Source organism: Streptomyces antimicrobicus, from assembly GCF_020532625.1.
GTDB lineage: Bacteria > Actinomycetota > Actinomycetes > Streptomycetales > Streptomycetaceae > Streptomyces > Streptomyces antimicrobicus.
Map to the genome: position 1 here is coordinate 1 of NZ_JAJAUY010000016.1, position 21730 is coordinate 21730.

Below are 21730 nucleotides of genomic sequence, written 5' to 3' on the forward strand. Positions count from 1 at the left end.
AGCACGGCGCCCCCGGCCAGCGCCCGCCCGTCCGGCCGGCCCGCCGACAGCGCCGTCCAGGCCGCGATCACCACGATCCCGGCCAGCACGAACGTCTGCCGGTACGGACTGCCGTTGGGCGTGGCGAAGACGTGCCAGGCCAGGTGCGTCGGCGTCCACTGGAAGGACACCGCGACGGCCACCACCAGCCCGGTCCACCACCAGCGGGTCCGCCGCGGCACCCCCCGGTGCAGCGGCAGCGCCGCCGCCAGCAGCAGGGTCCCGGTGCCGACGAACACGGCCGGCGAGGAGAAGCTGTACGTCGCCGGCAACGCCCGCGCGAAGACGTCCGCCCACGGCACCGGGGCGAACTGCCTGCTCCAGCCCGGATGGGCCTGTCGCGAGCTGAGGAAGAGCGGCACCAGCACCGGAGCGGCCAGCAGCAGCCCGAGCACCGTCGAGGCGGCCGCGCGCAGCCCGGTCGCGGCCCGCTCGCGCAAGGACCGCCGGGTCAGCACCACCCGCACCAGCAGCACCAGCGCCGCGCCGAGCGTGGCCATGTAGGCGGTGTAGAAGTTCGCCGTCCAGCACAGCGCGACCACCACCGGCGCGGCCACCGGCCGCCGCCCGCGCAGCGCCCATTCGCCGGTCAGGCACAGCAGCGGGAAGGCGATCAGCCCGTCCAGCCACATCGGGTTGTAGGCGGCCTCGACCACCGACCAGCCGCACAGCGCGTACGAGGCCGCCAGCAGCCCCGCCGCCCACCACGGCCCGCGCCGCAGGGTGCGCAGCAGCCAGGCCATGGCCGCGGCGGCGGCCGCCGTCTTCACCAGCGTGACGACGTACACCGCGAGGTCGATGTCGGCGCGCGGGAACAGGCCGACCAGCGGGGCGAACGGGCTGGCCAGGTACGTGCCGAAGTCCGGCAGGAAGCTGGTGCCGTAGCCGGAGCGCCAGTTGAGCAGCAGCCCGCCGGCCGCCCGGCCGTGGAGCAGGTCCCACAACTGGGCGTGGAAGGGGACGAACTGGTTGCCCAGGTCGTTGACGCTGCGGTGGCGGGGCCCGTACGGGTACACCCGCGCGACCGCGTCCCCGGCGGCCGCGGCCACGGTGGTGACGAGGGCGGCGAGGAGGGCCCCGCGCCGGCTGTCCCGGCGCGGCGCGCGGAGGTCGGTGTGCTCGCTCGACATGGTGCACGGACCTTCCCAGCACCGTACGACCGCCGGATGGCCACGCGGTGAACGCGTACCCCGACACCCCGGGAATCGTTGGTCGAATCGGTGGCCCGCACCCCTTCGACTGCATACCATCGATCACCGCAAGGCCCTTGTGCACCGATGCACAATCCCGCCCGTCGCCCGACCACCACCCCACATCGCGGCGCTCAGCGCCGCTGTGATCACCGGGAGGCTCCTTTGCACCGTCGCGCCGCGCTCTCCGTGTCCGCCGCCCTGCTCGCCGCGGCCCCGCTCCTGTCCGCCTGCGGGTCGTCGCCCGCGCGGCCCGGTACGGCGGCCGTGGTCGGGGGCGAGCGGATCACCACGTCGGCCGTGCAGGCCGAGGTCAAGGACGTCCGGGCCGCCCAGAACCGCTCGCCGCAGGGGCCGGCGCTGATCCAGGCCACCGCCGGTCTGGAGCGGCACAAGCTGGAGCGGATGATCCAGCTGGCGCTGCTGGAGCGGGCGGCCAAGGACGCCGGGGTGCGGGTGAGCACCGCCGAGGTGGAGGCCGAGCGGGAGCGGAAGCTGGAGCAGGCCGGCGGCCGCGCGCAGCTGGAGGCGGCAGCGCTGCAGCAGGCCTTCCTCGCGCCGGACCAGATCGACGTCGACACCCGCTTCAAGCTGCTGCGCGACAAGCTCTACGACCACTACGGCAGCCAGGACAAGGCGGTCGAGGAGCTGCGCCGGACCGCCGAGAAGCTGCGCGTGGAGCTGAACCCGCGGTTCGGCAGCTGGGACCCGCAGCAGATCGGGCTGGGCGACAAGGGCACTGCCTGGATCCTCCAGAAGAGCCGGCCCGAGCAGCCGGTCGCCGGGGCCTGACGCCCGGGGCCCGGGGAGCGCCGGGGCGGAGGTAGGTTCGAGGGGTGACCGACGAGAACACCCCCGAGCCGACCGCCGCCGAGACCGGCCGCATCGTCCTGCTGACCACCAGCCACCGGGTCGCCCCCGGCGTGCTGTCCTGGCCGGCCTGGCAGGCCCTGCGGACCGCCGACCGCGTCCTGTGCGCCGATCCGCAGCACCCGCAGCTGCCGTACCTGCGGGAGGCGGGCGTCGAGGTCACCCACGAGACGCCCGACGCCCACGCCCTGGTCGAGGCCTGCGCGGGCGGCCGTACGGTCGTGGTGCTGCCCGGCGGCGAGGGCGACCAGCGCCTGACCGACGGCCTGGCCCGGCTCGCCGGCTCCGGCCGCGTCGCCATGCCCGAGCTGGAACTGCTGCCCGGCTCCTACGACCTGCCCGGCGCCCGGCTGCTGGACCTGGTCCAGGTCATGGACCGGCTGCGCCGCGAATGCCCCTGGACCTCGCGCAAGACGCACCGGGGCCTGGCGAAGTACGCCATCGAGGAGGCGTACGAGCTGGTCGAGGCGATCGAGGACGGCAGCCGGGACGAGCTGCGCGAGGAGCTGGGCGACGTCCTGCTCCAGGTGGTCTTCCACGCCCGGATCGCGGAGGAGGGCGAGGGGGAGGACGGCGCCGAGCCCTTCTCCATCGACGACGTGGCCGGGACCCTGGTCGACAAGCTCGTCCACCGCCACCCGCACGTCTTCGGCGACGCCACCGCCGAGACCCCCGAGGACGTGCACGCGCACTGGCTGCGCACCAAGGCGGTGGAGAAGCGGCGCGCGTCGGTGACGGACGGCATCCCGCTGGGACAGCCGGGCCTCGCGCTCGCGGCCAAGCTCGCCGGCCGGGTCCGCGCGGACGGGCTGGACGTGGCGCTGCCGCGGGGCGAGGGCATCGGCTACGAGCTGCTGGCGCTGGCCGCGCGCGCCGAGGCCGAGGGCGTCGACCCGGAGACCGCGCTGCGCGCGGCCGCCCGCGCCTACCGGGACGCGATCCGGGCCGCCGAGGGCGTCACGGGGCAGGGGGACCGGTCCGACGGCGACGCCGCCCGGAGCTCCTCCTCGCCGACCGACCGGTAGTGACGACCGGTACCGACGACCAGTAATAAGGGGACAAGGCCCGCCGCGCCGCCCTAGCGGCGCGCCGCCGGGTCGTGCCAGTGCGGGTCCGGCGGGTCCAGGAACCATTCGGCGAAGCCGAGGGGCCGGGGCCGGCCCGCGCCCGCGCCGACCGGGGCCGCGTCGTGGAAGACGCGGGCCGGGTCGGCGCCCAGTTCCCGCACCAGGTGGGCTATCTCCTCCACGAACGGCGCCGGACCGCTGAGGTAGACGTCCTGGTCGGGCCACAGGCCCCGGTGGCTCAGGGCGGTGGCCAGCCGCTCGGTGGCCTGGTGGGGGTGGCCGCCCGGGGCGGGCGTGAGGTAGCTGACGCTCAGCCAGCCGAGCCGGTCGGCGAGGTCGTCGATGAGCGGGCGGTCGTAGAGGTAGGCGGCGTCCCGGGCGACCACGAAGAGCCGGACGGCCGTGTCGGGAGGGCGCTCGACCAGTTCCTCCAGCATCGCCCGCACCGGCGCCCAGCCGGTGCCGGCCGCGACGAGGCTGATCGGGCGGCCGTCGCGGCGCAGGACCGCGCGGCCGCCCGGCGCCCCGAGCCGCAGCCGCTCCCCGGGGGCGGTCTCGCGCACCAGCGCGGTGCTCAGGCGTCCCCCGTCGATCCGGCTGACGTGCAGGTCGACGGTGCGGTCGGGGCGGGGCGCGTTGCCCAGGGAGTACGGGCGCCACACCTGGGGGACGCGCTCGCTGCTGACGCTGACGTACTGGCCGGGCAGGTAGGGGAGCGGGGCGTGGGGGAGCAGGGTGAGGACCCCGATGTCGTCCCCGTACCTGAGGTGGCGGACCACCTCCGCGTCCCACCAGGGCGGGTCCTGGCTGGCGGCGGCGCCGGCCGTCATCGCGTCGGCGATCACCTGGAAGGCCTCGGCCCAGGCCTTGTCGGTGGCGGGGGTCCACGCGTCGCCGCAGGCGGCGGCGAGGGCGGCGCGCAGGCTGGTGCCGACGGCGGCGTAGTGCTCGGGGGCGACCAGGTACTTGCGGTGGTCGCGGCCGAGGTCGTGGAGGTAGGGCAGGAGGTGCTCGTCGTCCAGGCGGGCCACGATCCGGGTGAGGGCGGCGAAGAGCCGGTCCCGCTGGCGTTCCGCCTCCCCGGGGGAGGCGGGGAAGAGCTCCCGCAGGGCCGGGTGGTGCCAGAACAGGTGTGCGTAGAAGAACTTGACGGTGTGTTCGGCCCGTCGCTCCACCACCGCGAAACTGCTTTTCAAGATCTCCACGTCCACAGCAACGACAGTAGGAGCGGCGAAGAAGCCGAGGTCAAGCTCCGGAGGATCTACGGACAGCCGCGGCGAAGCGGCCATATGGGATGACCGGTGGCGGGCCGGGTTACGGTCGGGGGGTGCACGACGACCCCGCCGCCGAGACCGGCCCCGCCGACGAGACCGCCCCCGCCGCCGGGACCGCCCCCGCCACCCCGGCCGCTCCCACGCTCTTCGACTGGGAGTTCGCCACCGACCCGTACCCGGCCTACGCCTGGCTGCGCGAGCACTCCCCGGTGCACCGCACCCGGCTGCCCAGCGGGGTCGAGGCCTGGCTCGTGACGCGGTACGCCGACGCCAAGCAGGCGCTGGCGGACCAGCGGCTGAGCAAGAATCCCGTGCACCACGCGGAGCCGGCCCACGCCAAGGGCAAGACGGGCATTCCGGGCGAGCGCAAGGCCGAGCTGATGACCCACCTGCTCAACATCGACCCGCCGGACCACACCCGGCTGCGCCGGCTGGTGTCGAAGGCCTTCACCCCGGGCCGGGTCGCCGAGTTCACCCCGCGGGTGCAGGAGCTGACCGACCACCTGATCGACGGCTTCGCCGGGAAGGGCGAGGCGGACCTCATCCACGAGTTCGCCTTCCCGCTCCCCATCTACGCCATCTGCGAGATGCTCGGCGTACCGCGTGAGGACCAGGACGACTTCCGGGACTGGGCGGGCATGATGATCCGCCACGGCGGCGGGCCGCGCGGCGGGGTCGCCCGCTCCGTGAAGCAGATGCGGACCTACCTCGTCGAGCTCATCCACCGCAAGCGGGACGATCTGGGCGACGACCTGATCTCCGGGCTGATCCGGGCGAGCGACCACGGCGAGCACCTGACGGAGAACGAGGCCGCCGCCATGGCCTTCATCCTGCTCTTCGCCGGTTTCGAGACCACCGTCAACCTCATCGGCAACGGACTGCACTCGCTGTTCGCCCACCCCGGCCAGCGCCGCCGGCTCCAGGACTCCCTCGCCGCCGGCGAGAGCGACCTGCTGGCCACCGCCGTCGAGGAACTGCTGCGCTACGACGGCCCGGTGGAGCTGGCCACCTGGCGGTTCGCCACCCGCCCGCTGACCCTCGGCGGGCAGTCGATCGCGGCCGGCGACCCGGTGCTGGTCGTCCTCGCCGCCGCCGACCGCGACCCCGCGCGCTTCGCCGAGCCCGACACACTGGACCTCGCCCGGCGCGACAACCAGCACCTCGGCTACGGCCACGGCATCCACTACTGCCTCGGCGCGCCCCTGGCCCGGCTGGAGGGCCGGACGGCGCTCGCGACTTTGCTGACGCGTCTGCCCGACCTCGAACTGGCCGTGGACCCGGACGAGCTGCGCTGGCGCGGCGGACTGATCATGCGTGGCCTGCGCACCCTTCCGGTGCGCTTCACACCCCGCAATTAACTGACCTTCCGTCACCTCTGTGATCTTCACGTGATCCGCGCTGCATCGACTTGTGACATGCGTTCGAGGAGCGCTAGGTTCCACGTCACCTCCTCAGGGACGCTCCCGGCCTCGGGCCGGTTCCGTCCCGCCGTCACGCGAAAGGTCCACCCTCATGCGTTCCGGGAACGGCCGCCACAGACGCCCCCGTCAGGTCCCCGCCCTCGTCGTCACGGCCGGAGTCACCGGCTCCGCGCTCGCCCTGCCGCTGCTCGCCGCCACCAACGCGAGCGCCGCGGACACCGCGACGTGGGACAAGGTCGCCGAGTGCGAGAGCGGCGGGACCTGGAGCGCCAACTACGGCAGCGGCCTGTACGGCGGGCTCCAGCTCACCCAGGAGCAGTGGGACGCGGCGGGTGGCCGCTCCTACGCCGAGCGGCCCGACCTCGCCAGCCGCTCCCAGCAGATAGCCGTCGCCGAGCGGCTGCTGGCCAAGGAGGGCACCGAGGCGTGGGAGTTGTGCGCGCAGCCGGCGGGCCTGGCCCAGCACGGCCCGGCGCCCGAGGTGGACCCGGGCACGCCCGGGCACCAGCGCGCGGCCGAGCCGTCCCCGGTCCGCCCGTCGGAATCGCCCACCGGGCAGGGCGGGTCGGGCGACCAGGGCACCGTGATGATCCCGGCCACGCCCGGCGGCCCGAGCATCCCCGCCACCACCCCGCCCCTCATGGACCCCGTCGGCCCGCAGGCGCCGGCCCTGCCCGGACTGCCCGTCATGCCCGCGCCGGACGTGCCGACGACGCCGCCGGTCACCCCGGGCGGCTCCACGGCTCCGACCGCGCCGACGGCCCCCACGGTCCCCACGGCCCCGACGACCCCGACCGCCCCCACGGCGCCCGGCACGCCGGGCGCGACCCCCACCGCCCCGGGTGCGCCCTCGGCCGCCCCCGGCGCCACCGGTGCCCCCACCGCCCCCGGTGCGCCCTCCGCGGACACCGGCACCGCCACCGGGACCGGCGACTCGGCCGCGGGCACCGGGCGGCACCGCGGCGCCCCTGCCGCCGAGGCCCCGACCGGAACTGAAACCACCTCAGACCCGACGTACACGGTGAAACCGGGCGACAGCCTGACGGCCATCGCGGACGCCAAGGGGGTCGAGGGCGGCTGGAGTGCCCTGTACAAGGCCAATGAGCAGGTCATCGGCACCGACGCGGACCTGATCAAGCCGGGCCAGAATCTGGATGTAACCCCGAAATAGGGGCACTTCAGGCGCCCGGAAAGGGTTTGATGTCCGTTTCGTGCAAGTGAGACATGCATCTCTTCCGGTCAACTGGCGTGTCCCTCTTGCGGAATGTCCCAAACCCCCGTCTCACCTGCATAAACACCCTTTTCGGGAGTGCAAGTAGGGGTGGTTTCCGCCCGAAGTCGCTTGTTGAACATCGGGCGGAGACCTGTCTACCTTCTGGATCGCCCGCCACCGCGGGCCCCTTCGACCGCATCGCCGAATCCTGCCGGCGGTCGCACGGGAACAGTCGTCGCGCAAGCGCCGAAGGCAGGAGCGGGGGACCCAAGGTTCGTGCCGGGCCCGGCCATTGAGAGATGGTCACGGGAACGGCTTGGGGTTAAGCCACGCGCTAGGTCGCGAGGCCGGGCAACTCACGCCCGAACCCGACAGCTCACCTCGCAGGCGTCGGTGAGGAGAAGTTCCATGCTGCTTTCCGGCAAGGGCAAGCACCGTCGCGCCTCGAAGGCCACCCGTATCGTCACCCTGGCCGGCGTCACCGGCGCGGCCATCGCCGCCCCGCTGATGACCGCGACCTCCGCGAGCGCCGCCACGGCCGCGCAGTGGGACGCCGTCGCCCAGTGCGAGTCCGGCGGCAACTGGTCCATCAACACCGGTAACGGCTACTACGGCGGCCTGCAGTTCTCCCTCAGCACCTGGCGCGGCTACGGCGGCACCGGCATGCCGCACCAGGCCAGCAAGGCCCAGCAGATAGCCATCGCCGAGAAGGTCCTCAAGGGCCAGGGCAAGGGCGCCTGGCCGGTCTGCGGCAAGGGCCTGACCAGCGCCGCGTACAACGGTGGCGGCTCCGAGACCCCGGCCTCCAAGCCGAAGTCCGAGCCGAAGAAGCAGGAGAAGAAGGCGCAGACCCCGGCGCCGAAGCAGGAGACCAAGCGCACCGAGGCGCCGACCACCCGCTCCGAGCGCAACCAGACCCCGGTCACCAAGGCGGCCCCCGCGGCCCCGCAGACCGGCAACGGCTCCTACGAGGTCAAGTCCGGCGACACCCTCAGCACCATCGCCGACGCCCAGGGCGTCCAGGGCGGCTGGCAGAAGCTGCACGACCTGAACAAGGACATCGTGCAGGACGCCGACCTGATCTTCCCCGGCCAGAAGCTGAAGCTCGGCTGAACCTTCGGCGACCACGCGCGGTGACGCCCGCGCGCCGTCCGCGGCGCGCCCGCCCGCGCACCCGCACCTCCCCGCCGCCCGGCACGCCTTCCCGCGTGCCGGGCGGCGGTCCGCGTAGGGGGGTACGAGTGCCGCGGGTGAGTGGATCATGCGGCTCTATGTCCCGGAAGAGGGGTATTCGGACCCTTTTTCGTCCCAGGGGGCGGGCGGTCGGCCGGCCGAGTGCCCGGAGCCGGTTAGGCTCTAGGGCGGCAGGGCCATCCCACGGCCCGGACCGCCACCGCACACCCAGCGTCACATCCCAGAAGGAGATGCTCGTGCCGTCCATCGACGTCGTCGTAGCCCGGGAAATCCTGGACTCCCGAGGCAACCCCACGGTCGAGGTCGAGGTTGGCCTCGACGACGGCAGCACCGGCCGTGCTGCTGTTCCCTCCGGTGCCTCCACGGGCGCCTTCGAGGCCATTGAGCTCCGCGACGGGGACCCCGACCGCTACATGGGCAAGGGCGTCGAGAAGGCCGTCCTCGCCGTCATCGAGCAGATCGGCCCCGAGCTGGTCGGCTACGACGCCACCGAGCAGCGCCTGATCGACCAGGCCATGTTCGACCTGGACGCCACCGACAACAAGGGCTCCCTCGGCGCCAACGCCATCCTCGGCGTCTCCCTGGCCGTCGCCCACGCCGCGTCCGAGGCCTCGGACCTGCCGCTCTTCCGCTACCTCGGCGGCCCGAACGCGCACCTGCTGCCCGTTCCGATGATGAACATCCTCAACGGCGGCTCGCACGCCGACTCCAACGTGGACATCCAGGAGTTCATGATCGCGCCGATCGGCGCCGAGTCCTTCTCCGAGGCGCTGCGCTGGGGCACCGAGGTCTACCACACCCTCAAGAAGGTCCTGAAGGACAAGGGCCTGTCCACGGGCCTGGGCGACGAGGGCGGCTTCGCCCCGAACCTCGGCTCCAACCGCGAGGCCCTGGACCTGATCCTGGAGGCCGTCAAGCAGGCCGGCTACGCCCCGGGCAAGGACATCGCGCTGGCGCTCGACGTCGCCGCGTCGGAGTTCTTCAAGGACGGCAAGTACCTCTTCGAGGGCCAGGAGCGCTCCGCCGCCGAGATGACCGAGTACTACGAGGAGCTCGTCTCCGCGTACCCGCTCGTCTCCATCGAGGACCCGCTGTTCGAGGACGACTGGGCCGGCTGGAAGGTCATCACCGAGCGCCTCGGCGCGAAGGTGCAGCTCGTCGGTGACGACCTGTTCGTCACCAACCCCGAGCGTCTGGCCCGCGGTATCGAGGAGGGCACCGCCAACGCCCTGCTCGTGAAGGTGAACCAGATCGGTTCGCTGACCGAGACCCTCGACGCCGTCGAGCTCGCCCAGCGCAACGGCTTCAAGTGCATGATGTCGCACCGCTCCGGCGAGACCGAGGACGTCACCATCGCCGACCTGGCCGTCGCCACCAACTGCGGCCAGATCAAGACCGGTGCCCCGGCCCGCTCCGAGCGCGTCGCCAAGTACAACCAGCTGCTGCGCATCGAGGAGATCCTCGACGACGCCGCGGTGTACGCGGGCCGCTCGGCGTTCCCGCGTTTCAAGGGCTGAACCTCAGATCCCTCTAGAGCCTCCGTACGTCCCCGCACCCGGTCCCGTACCGTGTGCGGGGACGTACTGCGTGATACAGGGGAGGCGGGCACATGGCCGGGAACCGGGACCGGTTCTCCACCGCGACCAGGCTCAAGCAGCTCGGCGAGCGCACCGCGGCCCACGTCTACCGCTCGCAGACCCGCCGTCAGGTCCGCCGCAGCCGGCTCACCGGCCGCGCCGCCCTGCTGGTGCTCGTGCTCTGTACGCTGGTCGTCGCTCTCGCGTACCCCATGCGCCAGTACGTCTCCCAGCGCTCGGAGATCGCCGAGCAGCAGCGGGCCGCCGACGAGGCGCGTCAGCGCCTCGAAGAACTGCGCGACGAGAAGGCCCGCTGGCAGGACCCGGCCTACGTGGAGCAGCAGGCGCGCAAGCACCTGCACTACGTACGACCCGGGGAGATCGGCTACACGGTGATCGACCCCGACGCCGAGGCCGAGGAGCGGCGCCGCAGCGGCAAGGACGCGGCGGACCGCCCCTGGTACTCGAACGTCTGGGACGGCGTCGACAAGGCCGACCGACCCGACAACCGATGATCATCCGCGAACGAAGAGACTTCCTCCAGGCATGCAGACGCCCCCGCCCCAGACCGAACGGACCGAGCCGACCGAGGCCGACGTCGAGGCGTTCGAGCTTCAGCTCGGCCGCCCGCCGCGCGGGCTGCGCGCCATCGCGCACCGCTGCCCCTGCGGCCAGCCGGACGTGGTCGAGACGGCCCCCCGGCTCCCCGACGGCACCCCCTTCCCGACCCTCTACTACCTGACCTGCCCGCGCGCCGCCTCCGCGATCGGCACGCTGGAGGCCGAGGGCGTGATGAAGGAGATGCAGGCCCGGCTCGCCGAGGACCCGGAGCTGGCCGCGGCCTACCGGGCCGCCCACGAGGACTACATCCGCCGGCGCGACGCCGTCGAGGTGCTCCAGGGCTTCCCGAGCGCCGGTGGCATGCCCGACCGGGTCAAGTGCCTGCACGTGCTGGTCGGCCACTCGCTGGCGGCCGGCCCGGGCGTGAACCCGTTCGGCGACGAGGCGCTGGCGATGCTGCCGCAGTGGTGGGCCAAGGGCCCGTGCGTGACGCCGTGCGCGGCCGGCGGCGGCGAGCAGGAGGGGGAGGCGCGGTGACGCGGGTCGCGGCGATCGACTGCGGTACGAACTCCATCCGGCTGCTCGTGGCCGACTGCGACCCGGTCACCGGGGAGCAGACCGACCTGGACCGCCGGATGACCATCGTGCGGCTCGGCCAGGGCGTGGACCGCACCGGCCGGCTGGCGCCGGAGGCCCTGGAGCGCACCTTCGCGGCCTGCCGCGAGTACGCCGGGATCATCGAGGAACTGGGCGCCGAGAAGGTCCGCTTCGTGGCCACCTCCGCGTCCCGGGACGCCGAGAACCGCGACGACTTCGTCCGGGGCGTCGTGGAGATCCTGGGCGTCGAGCCCGAGGTGATCTCCGGCGACCAGGAGGCGGAGTTCTCCTTCACCGGCGCCACCAAGTCCCTCGCCCACCGCACCGACCTCGACAAGCCGTTCCTGGTGGTGGACATCGGCGGGGGCTCGACGGAGTTCGTCGTCGGTGAGGAGCACGTGCGCGCCGCCCGCTCGGTGGACATCGGCTGCGTCCGGATGACCGAGCGCCACCTGGCCGTGGACGGCGTCCTCACCGACCCGCCCACCGCCGCTCAGGTCGCCGCCGTACGGGCCGACGTCGAGGCCGCCCTCGACGTCGCCGCGGAGACCGTGCCGCTGGCCGAGGCCCGCACCCTGGTCGGCCTGGCCGGCTCGGTGACCACGGTGGCCGGGATCGCGCTGGGGCTGGCGGAGTACGACTCGGAGAAGATCCACCACGCGGTGGTCCCTTACGAGCAGGTCCGCGAGATCAGCGAGCGCATGCTGACCACCACCCACGCCGAGCGCGCGGCGCTGGGCGTGATGCACCCGGGCCGGGTCGACGTGATCGGCGCCGGGGCCCTGGTGCTGCGGGCGGTCATGGAGCGGATCGGCGCCTCGGAGGTCGTGGTGTCCGAACACGACATTTTGGATGGAATCGCCTGGTCCGTCGTGTGACGGCGGGACCAAAGTCCTAAGATCGAAAAGAACTTCGTGAAGTTCTTCACAAGGAAAATGAGCCTGGAGGGGCATTCGGAGGGCACTTTGTGACCTTCCTCGGCCCTCCAGGCTCGTTTTGCGAGGCCGTTCGTGCACATCGTGGACATCGCACAGGCCCGCTCGGAGGTACGTACCAACCCGGTGGTCCAGTCCGGTCGGCGGCCCGCAGGCCAGGTCGGAGCGGGTGAACAACGACTCCCGATACACCGTGGTTCCCGTCCGGCGCCATGACCTCGGTCACGTGGGCCGCGCAGTGTAGCAGAGGCCCCCCGTGTTCTTGTGAAGGCCCTCACGAGCACCGCCCCTTCGGGTGCTGGATACTCGTTCCATGAGCACCACGGAGCGTCCCAGGATCCTCGTAGTAGGCGGTGGGTACGTAGGCCTGTACGCAGCCAAGCGCATCCTCAAGAAGATGCGCTACGGCGAGGCGACCGTCACGGTCGTCGACCCGCGGTCGTACATGACCTACCAGCCCTTCCTCCCCGAAGTGGCCGCAGGCAGTATCTCGCCTCGGCACGTCGTCGTCCCGCTGCGACGCGTGCTGCCCAAGGCTGAGGTTCTCACCGGCCGGGTCACCAGCATCGACCAGGACCGCAAGGTCGCCGTCGTCACGCCGCTCGTCGGCGAGGCGTACGAGCTGCCCTTCGACTACCTGGTGATCGCGCTCGGCGCCATCTCCCGCACCTTCCCGATCCCCGGCCTCGCCGAGCAGGGCATCGGCATGAAGGGCGTCGAAGAGGGCATCGGCCTGCGCAACCACGTGCTTGAGCAGCTCGACAAGGCGGAGTCCACGACGGACGAGAACGTCCGCCGCAAGGCCCTCACCTTCGTCTTCGTGGGCGGCGGCTTCGCCGGCGCGGAGACCATCGGCGAGGTCGAGGACATGGCCCGCGACGCCGCGAAGTACTACTCCACGATCAAGCGCGAGGACATGCGCTTCATCCTGGTGGACGCGGCCGACAAGATCCTCCCCGAGGTCGGGCCCAAGCTCGGCGCCTGGGGCAAGGAGCACCTCGAGTCCCGCGGCATCGAGATCTACCTCAACACCTCCATGGACTCCTGCGTGGACGGCCACGTGGTGCTGAAGAACGGCCTCGAGGTCGACTCCAACACCATCGTGTGGACCGCCGGCGTCAAGCCGAACCCGGCCCTGGCCCGCTACGGCCTGCCGCTGGGTCCGCGCGGCCACGTGGACTGCGCCCCCACCCTCCAGGTCCAGGGCACGGACTACATCTGGGCCGCGGGCGACAACGCCCAGGTCCCGGACATGGCCCTGCGCAAGGCCGGCGTCGAGAACGCCTGGTGCCCGCCGAACGCCCAGCACGCCCTGCGGCAGGCCAAGGTCCTCGGCGACAACGTGATCTCCGGCATGCGGGGCTTCCCGCAGAAGGACTACGAGCACCACAACAAGGGCGCCGTGGCCGGTCTCGGCCTGCACAAGGGCGTCGCGATGCTCGTCTTCGGCAAGATGAAGATCAAGCTCAAGGGCCGGCTGGCCTGGTACATGCACCGTGGCTACCACGGCATGGCCATGCCGACCTGGAACCGCAAGATCCGCGTCTTCGCCGACTGGACCCTCGGCATGTTCCTCAAGCGCGAGGTGGTCTCCCTCGGCGCGCTGGAGACCCCGCGCGAGGAGTTCTACGAGGCCGCCAAGCCGGCGCCGGCTCCGGCCGCCGCCACGGCCCCGGCCGAGAAGGCCAAGGCTTCCTGACCGGAGCCGCTCCCGGAGCTGACGCTCCGGACCCGTAGTACCCCGAAGGGGCCGCCTGCCATCCGTGGTGCGGGCGGCCCTTCGGCGTGTCCGGGACCCGCCGCCCCGCGCCGCGGACCGTCGCACCGCCCCGTCGATTGCCCGTCGCGCGAGGTGGGTAGATCGATGCGTCGCAGTCCTTCAGGAGGGTGGTCCCATGACCGACGCCGCGCCGCGGCTGGCCGCGCTCACCGAGACGCTGCTGGGCGCCTCGCTGCCCGTACGCATCCGCGCCTGGGACGGCAGCGAGGCCGGCCCGCCCGGAACCCCGGTCCTCGTCGTCCGCCACCGCCGGGCCCTGCGCCGCATCCTGTGGAAGCCGGGCGAGCTGGGCCTGGCCCGGGCCTGGGTGGCGGGCGAGCTGGCCGTCGAGGGCGACCTCTACGACGCGCTCGACCGGCTGGCCGGGCTGATCTGGGAGCGGCAGCCGGCGACCGACGCCGACCACCGGGGCGGGCCGCTGGCCCTGCTGCGCGACGGGGACGCCCGGGCCGCCGTACGCGACCTGGTCACGCTCGCCCGGCCGCTGCCGGCGCCCCCGCCGCCCCCCGAGGAGGCCGTCCGGCGGGGCGGGGACCCGCACTCCCGGGGCCGCGACCGCGAGGCCGTCAGCCACCACTACGACGTCGGCAACGAGTTCTACGAGCTGCTCCTCGGCCCCTCCATGGTGTACTCCTGCGCCTACTGGGAGCCGGGCGGCACCCTGGAGGAGGCCCAGCACGCCAAACTCGACCTCGTCTGCCGCAAACTGGCCCTCGACAGCGGCCGGCGGCTGCTCGACGTCGGCTGCGGCTGGGGCTCCATGGCCCTGCACGCGGCCCGCGAGTACGGCGCCCGGGTCACCGGCATCACCCTTTCGCGGGAACAGGCCGTCCACGCCCGCAAGCGGGTCGCGCAGGAGGGTCTCGCCGACCGGGTCGAGATCCGCGTCCAGGACTACCGGGACGTCAAGGACGGGCCGTACGACGCGATTTCCTCGATCGGCATGGCCGAACACGTCGGCTCCGCGCGCTACCGCGAGTACGCCCGCGACCTGTTCGCGCTGCTGCGCCCGGGCGGCCGGCTGCTCAACCACCAGATCGCCCGCCGCCCCGAGCCGGACGAGAGCGCCTACCGCGTCGACGAGTTCATCGACTCCTACGTCTTCCCCGACGGCGAACTCTCCGCGCTCGGCACCACCGTCACCGAGCTGGAGCGGGCCGGGTTCGAGGTCCGTGACGTCGAGGCGCTGCGCGAGCACTACGCCCTGACCCTGCGCGCCTGGGTGGCCCGGCTGGAGGCCCGCTGGGAGGAGGCCGTCCGGCTCACCTCGCCCGGCCGGGCCCGGGTCTGGCAGCTGTACATGGCCGCCTCCGCCCTCGGCTTCGAGCGGGGCCGGCTGGGCGTCAACCAGGTGCTGGCGGTCAAGGCCACGTCCGCGGGAGCGGCGTACCTGCCGCTGCGCACCCGTACCTGGCCGGCGGTCTGACCCCGTGCGCGCCAAGGGCCCCGCGACCACGAGGTCGCGGGGCCCTTGTCCCGTCCGGTGTCCGCCGGCGGCTACTCGGTCTTGATGGCCGTCAGCATGTTCAGGCGGGCGGCGCTGCGGGCCGGCCACATGGCGGCCAGCACACCGACCACGGCGGCCAGCAGGACGAAGACGCCGATCCGGTCGAACGGCAGGACCAGCTCGTAGCCGGGGACGGACTTGCTGAACGTCTTCCCGCCGGCCCAGGCCAGGAAGCCGCCGACCGCGACGCCGAGCACCGCGCCGAAGAGCGAGATCACCACGGACTCCAGCCGGATCATGTTCTTGACCCGGCCCCGGTCCAGGCCCACCGCCCGCAGCATGCCGATCTCCTGGGTCCGCTCGAAGACGGACATCGCCAGGGTGTTGACCACGCCGAGCACCGAGATGATCAGCGCCATGCCGAGCAGGCCGTACATGATGTTCAGCGCGGTGTTGACCAGGCCGCCCATCTCGTTGCGCATGTCCTGCCGGGAGGCGACGGTGATCGCCGGGTTGTTGCCGAGCGCGTCGACGACGGCCTTCTCGCCGGCCTTGGACTCCCCGGCCGCGACCTTGACGTACACCTCGGGGATGTAGGGCTCCTCGCTGTGGGCGGAGAGGACCTTGTCGTCGAGGACGTACGGCGAGAGCAGCCCGTCGAGGTCCTTGTAGACCGCGCCGACCTTCAGCTTGGCCTTGGTGCCGTCCTCGTAGCCGACGTCGACGGTGGAGCCGGCCGACAGGCCCGCGCTCCTGGCGGTCTTCTCCGCGACCGCCACCTCGCCCCGGCCGAGGGCGGCGAGGTCGCCGCCGACGACCTCGACGTTGAGGAGCTGGCCGATGGTCGCCGGGTTGACGCCCGAGGCCGACTTGAAGGTGTCGTTGATCTTGAGGTAGCCGGCGGTCTGCGGGGAGACCGCCTTGATGCCGGGGGCCTTGGCCAGCGTCTCGGCGACGGACTTGTCCAGGCTGCCGATCCCGCCGGACATGGAGACCTTGTAGTCGGCCTTGAGCTTGTCGGTGCTCATCCGGTCCACCGCCTTGCCCATGCTGACGCCGATCACCGACATCGCGGTGACCAGGGTCAGGCCGATCGCCAGCGAGGCGGCCGTGACGGCGGTACGGCGCGGGTTGCGCACCGCGTTCTGCGCGGCCAGCTTGCCGGGCACCCCGAAGAGGCGGGACAGCAGCGGCCGGACGGCGGCGATGACCGGCTTCGACAGCAGCGGCAGCAGCACGATCAGGCCCAGCATCAGGAAGAACCCGCCGGCGGCGACCGTGTAGCGGCCGTCGCTGCCCTGGGAGACGCCGAGGAAGGTGACGCCCGCGCCCAGCAGGCCGAGCACGCCGCCAAAGACGTTGCGCAGCACCAGGGACTTCCCGGTGGCCGGCAGGTGGGCGCTGCCCATCGCGGCGACCGGGGGGATCCGGCCGGTGCGCCAGGCCGGCAGCAGCGCGGCGATCATGGTGACGACCACGCCGATGAGCACGGCGGCGACGACGGTGCCGGGGGCCACGACGAGGTCGCCGGCCGGCATCTTGGCGTCGAAGGCCGTCTCCATCAGCCCGCGCATGCCGATCGCCAGCCCGATGCCGCTGACCAGGCCGATGGTGGCGGAGACCACGCCCACCACGCCGGCCTCGGCGAGCACGGAGCGGATCACCTGGCCGCGGGCGGCGCCGACGGCGCGCAGCAGGGCCAGTTCCTTGGTGCGCTGGGCGACCAGCATGGTGAAGGTGTTGTAGATCAGGAAGATGCCGACGAAGAGCGAGATGCCCGCGAAGATCAGCAGACCGGTGCTCATGCCGCTCATCTGCTGCTCGATCGCCTTGGCCTGCTCGGCGGCGAGCTCCGCGCCCGTCTTGGCGGTGGCGTTCTTGCCGAGCAGGGGCTTGATGTCGGCGAGCAGCTGGTCGGCGGAGGCGCCGGGCTTCGCGCTGACCGACAGCTCACGGTAGAAGCCGGGCTGGAGGTAGAGCGCCTGCGCGGTGGGCGTGTCGAACAGCACCATGCTGCCGCCCGCGTTGACCTGGCCGTCGTCGGTGGTGAACACACCGGTGAGGGTGTACTCCTTCACCGGGCCGTTGGTGGCGACGCGGACCTTGTCGCCGACCTTGTACGCGCCCTTGCGGGCGGTCTCCCGGTCGAGGGCGATCTGGCCGGCGGAGGCGGGGCCGCCGCCCTCGGTGAAGGCGTAGCGGGGGTCCTTGCCGTCCTTGACCGGGGCGTAGTTGGTGCCCTGGTTGGCCCAGCCGGTGCCGATGAGCTTGCCGTTCTCGTCGCCGACGCCGGCGAAGCCGGAGACCCGGCCGGAGACGGTGTCCACGCCCTTGACGGCCTTGACCTTGTCGAGGACCTGCTGGCTGATGCCGGGGTCGCCCTCCTTGACCCCGTTCTCGTCGCGGGCGGTGCCGTAGGAGCTGACGGAGACGGCGACGCCCTCGTAGCTCTTGGCGGACTGGCCCGAGAGGGCCTTGCTGAGGGTGTCGGTGAAGACGAGGGTGCCGGAGACGAAGGCGACGCCGAGGGTGACGGCGAGCACCGTCATCAGCAGTCTCGCCTTGTGCGCGAGGACGTTGCGCAGGGCGGTACGGAACATGGAGGCGGTCCTGGGGCTGGAGGTCTGTCGGTGGCTTCGCGGGATCAGTGACTGATCAGCTCGTGCGGCCCTTGGCGTCGAAGGCCTTCATCCGGTCGAGCACGCCGTCGGCGGTGGGGCCGTGCATCTCGTCGACGATCCGGCCGTCGGCGAGGAAGACGACGCGGTCGGCGTAGGAGGCGGCCACGGGGTCGTGGGTGACCATGACGACGGTCTGGCCGAGCTCGCGCACGGAGTTGCGCAGGAACCCGAGGACCTCGGCGCCGGAGCGGGAGTCGAGGTTTCCGGTGGGCTCGTCACCGAAGATGATCTCCGGGCGGGAGGCCAGCGCGCGGGCCACGGCCACGCGCTGCTGCTGGCCGCCGGAGAGCTGGGTCGGCCGGTGGCCGAGCCGGCCGGACAGGCCGACCATCTCGATCACGGTGTCCAGCCACTGCTGGTCGGCCTTGCGCCCGGCGATGTCCATCGGGAGCGTGATGTTCTCCAGGGCGGTCAGCGTCGGCAGCAGGTTGAACGCCTGGAAGATGAAGCCGATCTTGTCCCGGCGCAGCCGCGTGAGCTGCTTGTCCTTGAGGGAACCGAGCTCGGTGTCGCCGATGCGGACCGAGCCGGAGGTGAAGGTGTCCAGGCCGGCGACGCAGTGCATGAGCGTGGACTTGCCGGATCCGGAGGGGCCCATGATCGCGGTGAAGCGGCCCCGGCCGAAGTCGACGGACACGTTGTCGAGCGCGACCACCTGGGTCTCGCCCTGGCCGTACACCTTCGACAGGCCGGTGGCGCGGGCGGCCACGGCCTGGGCGGTGTGCGGGGCGTAGTGGGTGGTGGTCACGGGGGACTCCTGTTCGGACGGAGGCGAACGCGTACTGCGGGACCGTTCCATCGTCACGCGACGCACCCCCGCCGCGGATCAGCCGCCGAGCTTGTTCACCGGCCCACTGGAGTCTGACCGGGCGGGGCCGCGGATCCTCCTCTGGTATGACGGGAGGGGGGTGGCCCGGGGTGGCGTGCACACGGAGGGGGCCATCGAAATCCCGTCAATCCGCGCGCGGGGAACTCCGGCCGCGACGGTGGGCCGACCGTGTGTTCTCGGGTCTGACGCCCGATCAATCGCCAATAAAATCAGACAACATCGGAAAGATGCCCGCTCTGCGGCGACAGTGTTCCCGTTACGCTCGCCATGGCGTTCACGGCCTTGTTCAACGGGGAGCCGCTCGTTTTGCCCGGGTGGTGGAATGGCAGACACTGCGAGCTTAAACCTCGCTGGCCCTCGGGCCGTGCCGGTTCAAGTCCGGCTCCGGGCACTCCCGGCTCCCTCCCTTTCCCAGCGATTCCCCCTGCTGCCCCCCTGGGCTTCGCCGCGCCTTCTCCTAAGATCCTCCTTCAGCAGTAGGGTGATTTTTTTGCGAGCGCATTACTCTTGATGCAAGGCCGCGCTCGGTGGCCATGGAGGAGTGAGATGAGGAGCAGCAACCCGGTCTTCTCGCGACGGGGGTTCAGCCGCGACAACGGCGGCTACGCGGGCTTTGACGCGCAGCAGCAGGCCGGGAACCCGTACGCGACGAACCCGTACGCCACCAACCCGTACGCGGTCGACCCGCAGACGGGCGCACCGGTCGCGGCGGTCCGCACCAACGCGATGACCATGGACGACGTCGTCAGCCGTACGGCCATGACGCTCGGCACGGTCGTCCTGACGGCGGTCCTCGCCTGGGTCGCCCTGCCGGTCGACCCCGCCAACATCGGCAAGTCCTACGGCATCGCGATCGGCTCCGCGCTGGTCGCCATGGTCCTGGCACTGATCCAGACCTTCAAGAGCAAGCCGGCCCCGGCCCTGATCATCGGCTACGCCGCGTTCGAGGGTGTCTTCCTCGGCGTGATCAGCGCGGCCACCAGCACGTACATCTCGCCCGGTGTGGTCGTTCAGGCCGTGCTCGGCACCATGTGCGTCTTCGCCGCGGTGCTCTTCGCGTACAAGATGCGCTGGATCCGCGTGACCCGCCGCTTCTACGGCTTCGTGATGGCCGCGGCGATGGGCTTCATGCTGCTGATGGTCGCCAACCTGCTCTTCTCCGTCTTCGGCGGCGGCGACGGCCTCGGCTTCCGCAGCGGCGGCCTCGGCATCCTGTTCGGCATCGTCGGCGTCATCCTCGGCGCGTGCTTCCTGGCCCTGGACTTCAAGCAGGTCGAGGACGGCGTGACCTACGGCGCCCCGCGCGAGGAGTCCTGGCTGGCGGCCTTCGGCCTCACCATGACCCTGGTGTGGATCTACCTGGAGCTGCTGCGCCTGTTCCAGATCCTCTCGGGCGACGACTGATCGGCGACCGCCGGTCCGGGCGCACACGCTCAAGCGCACAGGGGAAGGCCCCGCGAGCCCAGGCTCGCGGGGCCTTCCCGCGTTCGCGTGCGGTCTGCGGGGCCTTCCCGCGTGCGCGGCCGGTCAGCCGAGCCTTCTCGCGGCCCGCCGCAGGCCGTGCTCGTGGATGATGGCCTTGGCCTGGCCGTACGAGAGCTCGTACGCGCCGCGCAACCAGCTCAGCTTCTCCTCGAACCGGACGAGGGAGGGGCCCTCGTCGACGGTGCGGAGCCAGTCGGACAGATCACGACCGGTGGTCAGGGGGATGCGGTCGATCATGTTGCGGTGGGTCTGCTCGGAGAACTCTACGGACATGGGCGCCTCCGGGGGTATCGCCGTCGTGCTGTTCTCTTCACGCCACCGTGCCTGAGCGTTCGCCTGTTGGCAATGGTGCGTGGACGGCGCGTAAGGTCAGCCGGGTGCTGGACACTTCACCTCTTGTCGCCGTTGTGGAACGTTTCGCCGACCGCCTGAGGGCCGCGCCGCAGAGCCGTCTCCAGCGCGGGGCGGCCGCCGAGGGGCTGGCGCTGGCCCGGGAGCTGGCGGCCCGGGCGCAGGCCTGGGAGGGGCTCGGGGAGGGCGCGGGGGCGCGGGTGATGCCCGACGCCGGCGTCTTCGCCGTGGGGGACCAGCTGGCGGTGGCCGGGCTGGACCTCGCCGAGGCGCTGCGGGCGGCGGCCCCGGACGCGGCGACGGCCCCGTCCGAGGCGTTGGACGAGGCCGTGCGGCTGGTGGAGCAGGCGGAGGCCAGGGCGCTGCGGTGACCCGCGGCGCGGCGGCGGCTCAGAGCGAGGCGATGACCCGGTCCGCCAGGATGTAGACGTTGTCCTCCGGGTCGTCGGAGTCCCCGCAGGAGAACGTCAGCGCGTAGGCGCCCGAGATGCCCGAGCCGCCCAGCAGGACGGGCGCGGTGCCCGAGCGCAGGGCCTCGGCGAGCCGCTCGGCGGTCTCCCGGTGGCCCGGGGTCATGCAGAGCGTGGTGCCGTCGGTGAAGACGTACACGTCGAGGGTGCCCAGCGGGCCGGGCCGGACGTCGGCGAGCGCCGTACGGGCCTGGGCGAGCTCCTCCAGGCGGCTGACGGTGCGCTCGTGGTCCGCGCCGGGGTGGGGCTGGACCGGGACGAAGTCGGGGTGCGAGGGGTGGCGCCGGCGCGCCGCGGCGAGCTCGGCGGAGTCCTCCGGGTACTCACCCGCGGCCTCCGGCAGCGCGGTGCCGGCGGGCTCGTCGCCGAAGACGGGGTCCAGGCCCACCAGGTCCGCCTGCCGGGGCAGGAAGACCGGGCCGTCCTCGCCGAGCCCGGGCAGGCCGCCCAGGAGCGAGGGCGCGTCGGCGGCGTCGCGCGCCTCCTGCGCGGCCCAGAAGGCACGCGCCTCGGCCAGCTCCCGCTCGCGCTCCTCGGCGAGGGCCTCGGCCACGGCGGCTCGTATGTCCGCCGCGGGGGTGCCGACGGCGCTGCGGGCGTGCGGCACGGCCGCACCGCGGGGGAGGACCGACGCGGCGAGCTCCCCGCGCAGGGCCGTGACCTGCTTTCGCAGACCGTGGACGGCGTGCAGCGCAGCAGCGCCCACGGCCGTGGCAGCGGCCGTGGTCAGCAGCAGGGCAAGAGACATG

Annotated in this window: 19 protein-coding genes, 1 tRNA gene and 1 riboswitch; of the genes, 14 read left to right on the forward strand and 6 right to left on the reverse strand. The window is 72.4% G+C overall.

The features are described 5' to 3' along the window. On the reverse strand, positions 1-1169 hold a 1169-nt coding region (locus LG632_RS06590; protein WP_226725875.1), incomplete at its 3' end, for a YfhO family protein. Between the two features lie 225 nt (positions 1170-1394). Between LG632_RS06590 and LG632_RS06595 the strand changes: the two genes are divergently transcribed. Together LG632_RS06595 and LG632_RS06600 are read left to right on the forward strand one after the other, a co-directional pair. Continuing rightward, positions 1395-2021: a SurA N-terminal domain-containing protein gene (locus LG632_RS06595; protein ID WP_226725876.1), complete on the forward strand. Its 627-nt coding sequence runs from the start codon at positions 1395-1397 to the stop codon at positions 2019-2021. A gap of 44 nt (positions 2022-2065) precedes the next feature. Continuing rightward, positions 2066-3124, forward strand: coding sequence for a nucleoside triphosphate pyrophosphohydrolase (locus LG632_RS06600; protein ID WP_226725877.1), 1059 nt, complete (start codon positions 2066-2068; stop codon positions 3122-3124). A 53-nt stretch (positions 3125-3177) separates the two neighbouring features. Here LG632_RS06600 and LG632_RS06605 read toward each other — a convergent pair whose 3' ends face one another. Beyond that, on the reverse strand, positions 3178-4377 hold the full coding sequence (locus LG632_RS06605; RefSeq protein WP_226725878.1) for a globin domain-containing protein: 1200 nt from the start codon (positions 4375-4377) through the stop codon (positions 3178-3180). 116 nt (positions 4378-4493) lie between these two features. Between LG632_RS06605 and LG632_RS06610 the strand changes: the two genes are divergently transcribed. From LG632_RS06610 to LG632_RS06650, 9 genes are all read left to right on the forward strand, one after another. Next, positions 4494-5798, forward strand: coding sequence for a cytochrome P450 family protein (locus tag LG632_RS06610; protein WP_226725879.1), 1305 nt, complete (start codon positions 4494-4496; stop codon positions 5796-5798). Between the two features lie 154 nt (positions 5799-5952). Next, positions 5953-7032 (forward strand): LysM peptidoglycan-binding domain-containing protein, encoded by a 1080-nt coding sequence (locus LG632_RS06615; RefSeq protein WP_226725880.1) that lies wholly within the window; start codon positions 5953-5955, stop codon positions 7030-7032. A 276-nt stretch (positions 7033-7308) separates the two neighbouring features. Further along, a riboswitch (cyclic di-AMP (ydaO/yuaA leader) is annotated at positions 7309-7479 on the forward strand. Between the two features lie 3 nt (positions 7480-7482). Then, the gene (locus tag LG632_RS06620) at positions 7483-8187 is read left to right on the forward strand and encodes a LysM peptidoglycan-binding domain-containing protein (protein WP_226725881.1); all 705 of its coding nucleotides are present in this window, start codon (positions 7483-7485) and stop codon (positions 8185-8187) included. A 317-nt stretch (positions 8188-8504) separates the two neighbouring features. Beyond that, entirely contained in the window at positions 8505-9785 is a 1281-nt protein-coding gene (gene eno, locus LG632_RS06625) for a phosphopyruvate hydratase (RefSeq protein ID WP_445271383.1), read from the forward strand. Between the two features lie 92 nt (positions 9786-9877). Further along, the gene (locus tag LG632_RS06630; protein WP_226725883.1) at positions 9878-10360 is read left to right on the forward strand and encodes an FtsB family cell division protein; all 483 of its coding nucleotides are present in this window, start codon (positions 9878-9880) and stop codon (positions 10358-10360) included. Between the two features lie 31 nt (positions 10361-10391). After that, on the forward strand, positions 10392-10943 hold the full coding sequence (locus LG632_RS06635) for a DUF501 domain-containing protein (RefSeq protein WP_226725884.1): 552 nt from the start codon (positions 10392-10394) through the stop codon (positions 10941-10943). Next, positions 10940-11881 (forward strand): Ppx/GppA phosphatase family protein, encoded by a 942-nt coding sequence (locus LG632_RS06640; RefSeq protein ID WP_226725885.1) that lies wholly within the window; start codon positions 10940-10942, stop codon positions 11879-11881. Before LG632_RS06635 ends, LG632_RS06640 begins: the two co-directional genes overlap by 4 nt. Positions 11882-12251: 370 nt before the next feature. Beyond that, positions 12252-13637: an NAD(P)/FAD-dependent oxidoreductase gene (locus LG632_RS06645; RefSeq protein WP_226725886.1), complete on the forward strand. Its 1386-nt coding sequence runs from the start codon at positions 12252-12254 to the stop codon at positions 13635-13637. 196 nt (positions 13638-13833) lie between these two features. Further along, complete coding sequence (locus LG632_RS06650) at positions 13834-15144, forward strand: class I SAM-dependent methyltransferase (RefSeq protein WP_226725887.1); 1311 nt, start codon at positions 13834-13836, stop codon at positions 15142-15144. A gap of 71 nt (positions 15145-15215) precedes the next feature. Here the strand turns inward: LG632_RS06650 and LG632_RS06655 are convergent, their stop codons facing one another. Next, entirely contained in the window at positions 15216-17765 is a 2550-nt protein-coding gene (locus tag LG632_RS06655; protein ID WP_226725888.1) for an ABC transporter permease, read from the reverse strand. Between the two features lie 55 nt (positions 17766-17820). Continuing rightward, positions 17821-18594 (reverse strand): ABC transporter ATP-binding protein, encoded by a 774-nt coding sequence (locus LG632_RS06660; RefSeq protein WP_226725889.1) that lies wholly within the window; start codon positions 18592-18594, stop codon positions 17821-17823. A gap of 389 nt (positions 18595-18983) precedes the next feature. Here LG632_RS06660 and LG632_RS06665 point away from each other — a divergent pair. Both LG632_RS06665 and LG632_RS06670 read left to right on the forward strand, forming a co-directional pair. Next, positions 18984-19066 (forward strand) — tRNA-Leu (locus LG632_RS06665). Between the two features lie 155 nt (positions 19067-19221). Beyond that, positions 19222-20079 (forward strand): Bax inhibitor-1/YccA family protein, encoded by an 858-nt coding sequence (locus LG632_RS06670; protein WP_226725890.1) that lies wholly within the window; start codon positions 19222-19224, stop codon positions 20077-20079. Positions 20080-20202: 123 nt separating this feature from the next. On the opposite strand, the gene LG632_RS06675 is transcribed toward LG632_RS06670, so the two are convergent. Further along, on the reverse strand, positions 20203-20433 hold the full coding sequence (locus LG632_RS06675; protein ID WP_226725891.1) for a DUF4287 domain-containing protein: 231 nt from the start codon (positions 20431-20433) through the stop codon (positions 20203-20205). A gap of 104 nt (positions 20434-20537) precedes the next feature. On the opposite strand from LG632_RS06675, the gene LG632_RS06680 reads away from it, so the two are divergent. Then, entirely contained in the window at positions 20538-20882 is a 345-nt protein-coding gene (locus LG632_RS06680; protein ID WP_226725892.1) for a hypothetical protein, read from the forward strand. 19 nt (positions 20883-20901) lie between these two features. Here LG632_RS06680 and LG632_RS06685 read toward each other — a convergent pair whose 3' ends face one another. Then, entirely contained in the window at positions 20902-21729 is an 828-nt protein-coding gene (locus LG632_RS06685; protein ID WP_226725932.1) for a hypothetical protein, read from the reverse strand. Position 21730: the final 1 nt, after the last annotated feature.

What these genes read in the sequence shown, in the direction of transcription:
- LG632_RS06685 (WP_226725932.1), bottom strand. Translation starts at nt 21,729, where the DNA reads ATGTCTCTTGCCCTGCTGCTGACCACGGCCGCTGCCACGGCCGTGGGC.
- LG632_RS06675 (WP_226725891.1), bottom strand. Translation starts at nt 20,433, where the DNA reads ATGTCCGTAGAGTTCTCCGAGCAGACCCACCGCAACATGATCGACCGC.
- LG632_RS06670 (WP_226725890.1), top strand. Translation starts at nt 19,222, where the DNA reads ATGAGGAGCAGCAACCCGGTCTTCTCGCGACGGGGGTTCAGCCGCGAC.
- LG632_RS06645 (WP_226725886.1), top strand. Translation starts at nt 12,252, where the DNA reads ATGAGCACCACGGAGCGTCCCAGGATCCTCGTAGTAGGCGGTGGGTAC.
- LG632_RS06655 (WP_226725888.1), bottom strand. Translation starts at nt 17,765, where the DNA reads ATGTTCCGTACCGCCCTGCGCAACGTCCTCGCGCACAAGGCGAGACTG.
- LG632_RS06630 (WP_226725883.1), top strand. Translation starts at nt 9,878, where the DNA reads ATGGCCGGGAACCGGGACCGGTTCTCCACCGCGACCAGGCTCAAGCAG.
- LG632_RS06635 (WP_226725884.1), top strand. Translation starts at nt 10,392, where the DNA reads ATGCAGACGCCCCCGCCCCAGACCGAACGGACCGAGCCGACCGAGGCC.
- LG632_RS06615 (WP_226725880.1), top strand. Translation starts at nt 5,953, where the DNA reads ATGCGTTCCGGGAACGGCCGCCACAGACGCCCCCGTCAGGTCCCCGCC.
- LG632_RS06620 (WP_226725881.1), top strand. Translation starts at nt 7,483, where the DNA reads ATGCTGCTTTCCGGCAAGGGCAAGCACCGTCGCGCCTCGAAGGCCACC.
- LG632_RS06650 (WP_226725887.1), top strand. Translation starts at nt 13,834, where the DNA reads ATGACCGACGCCGCGCCGCGGCTGGCCGCGCTCACCGAGACGCTGCTG.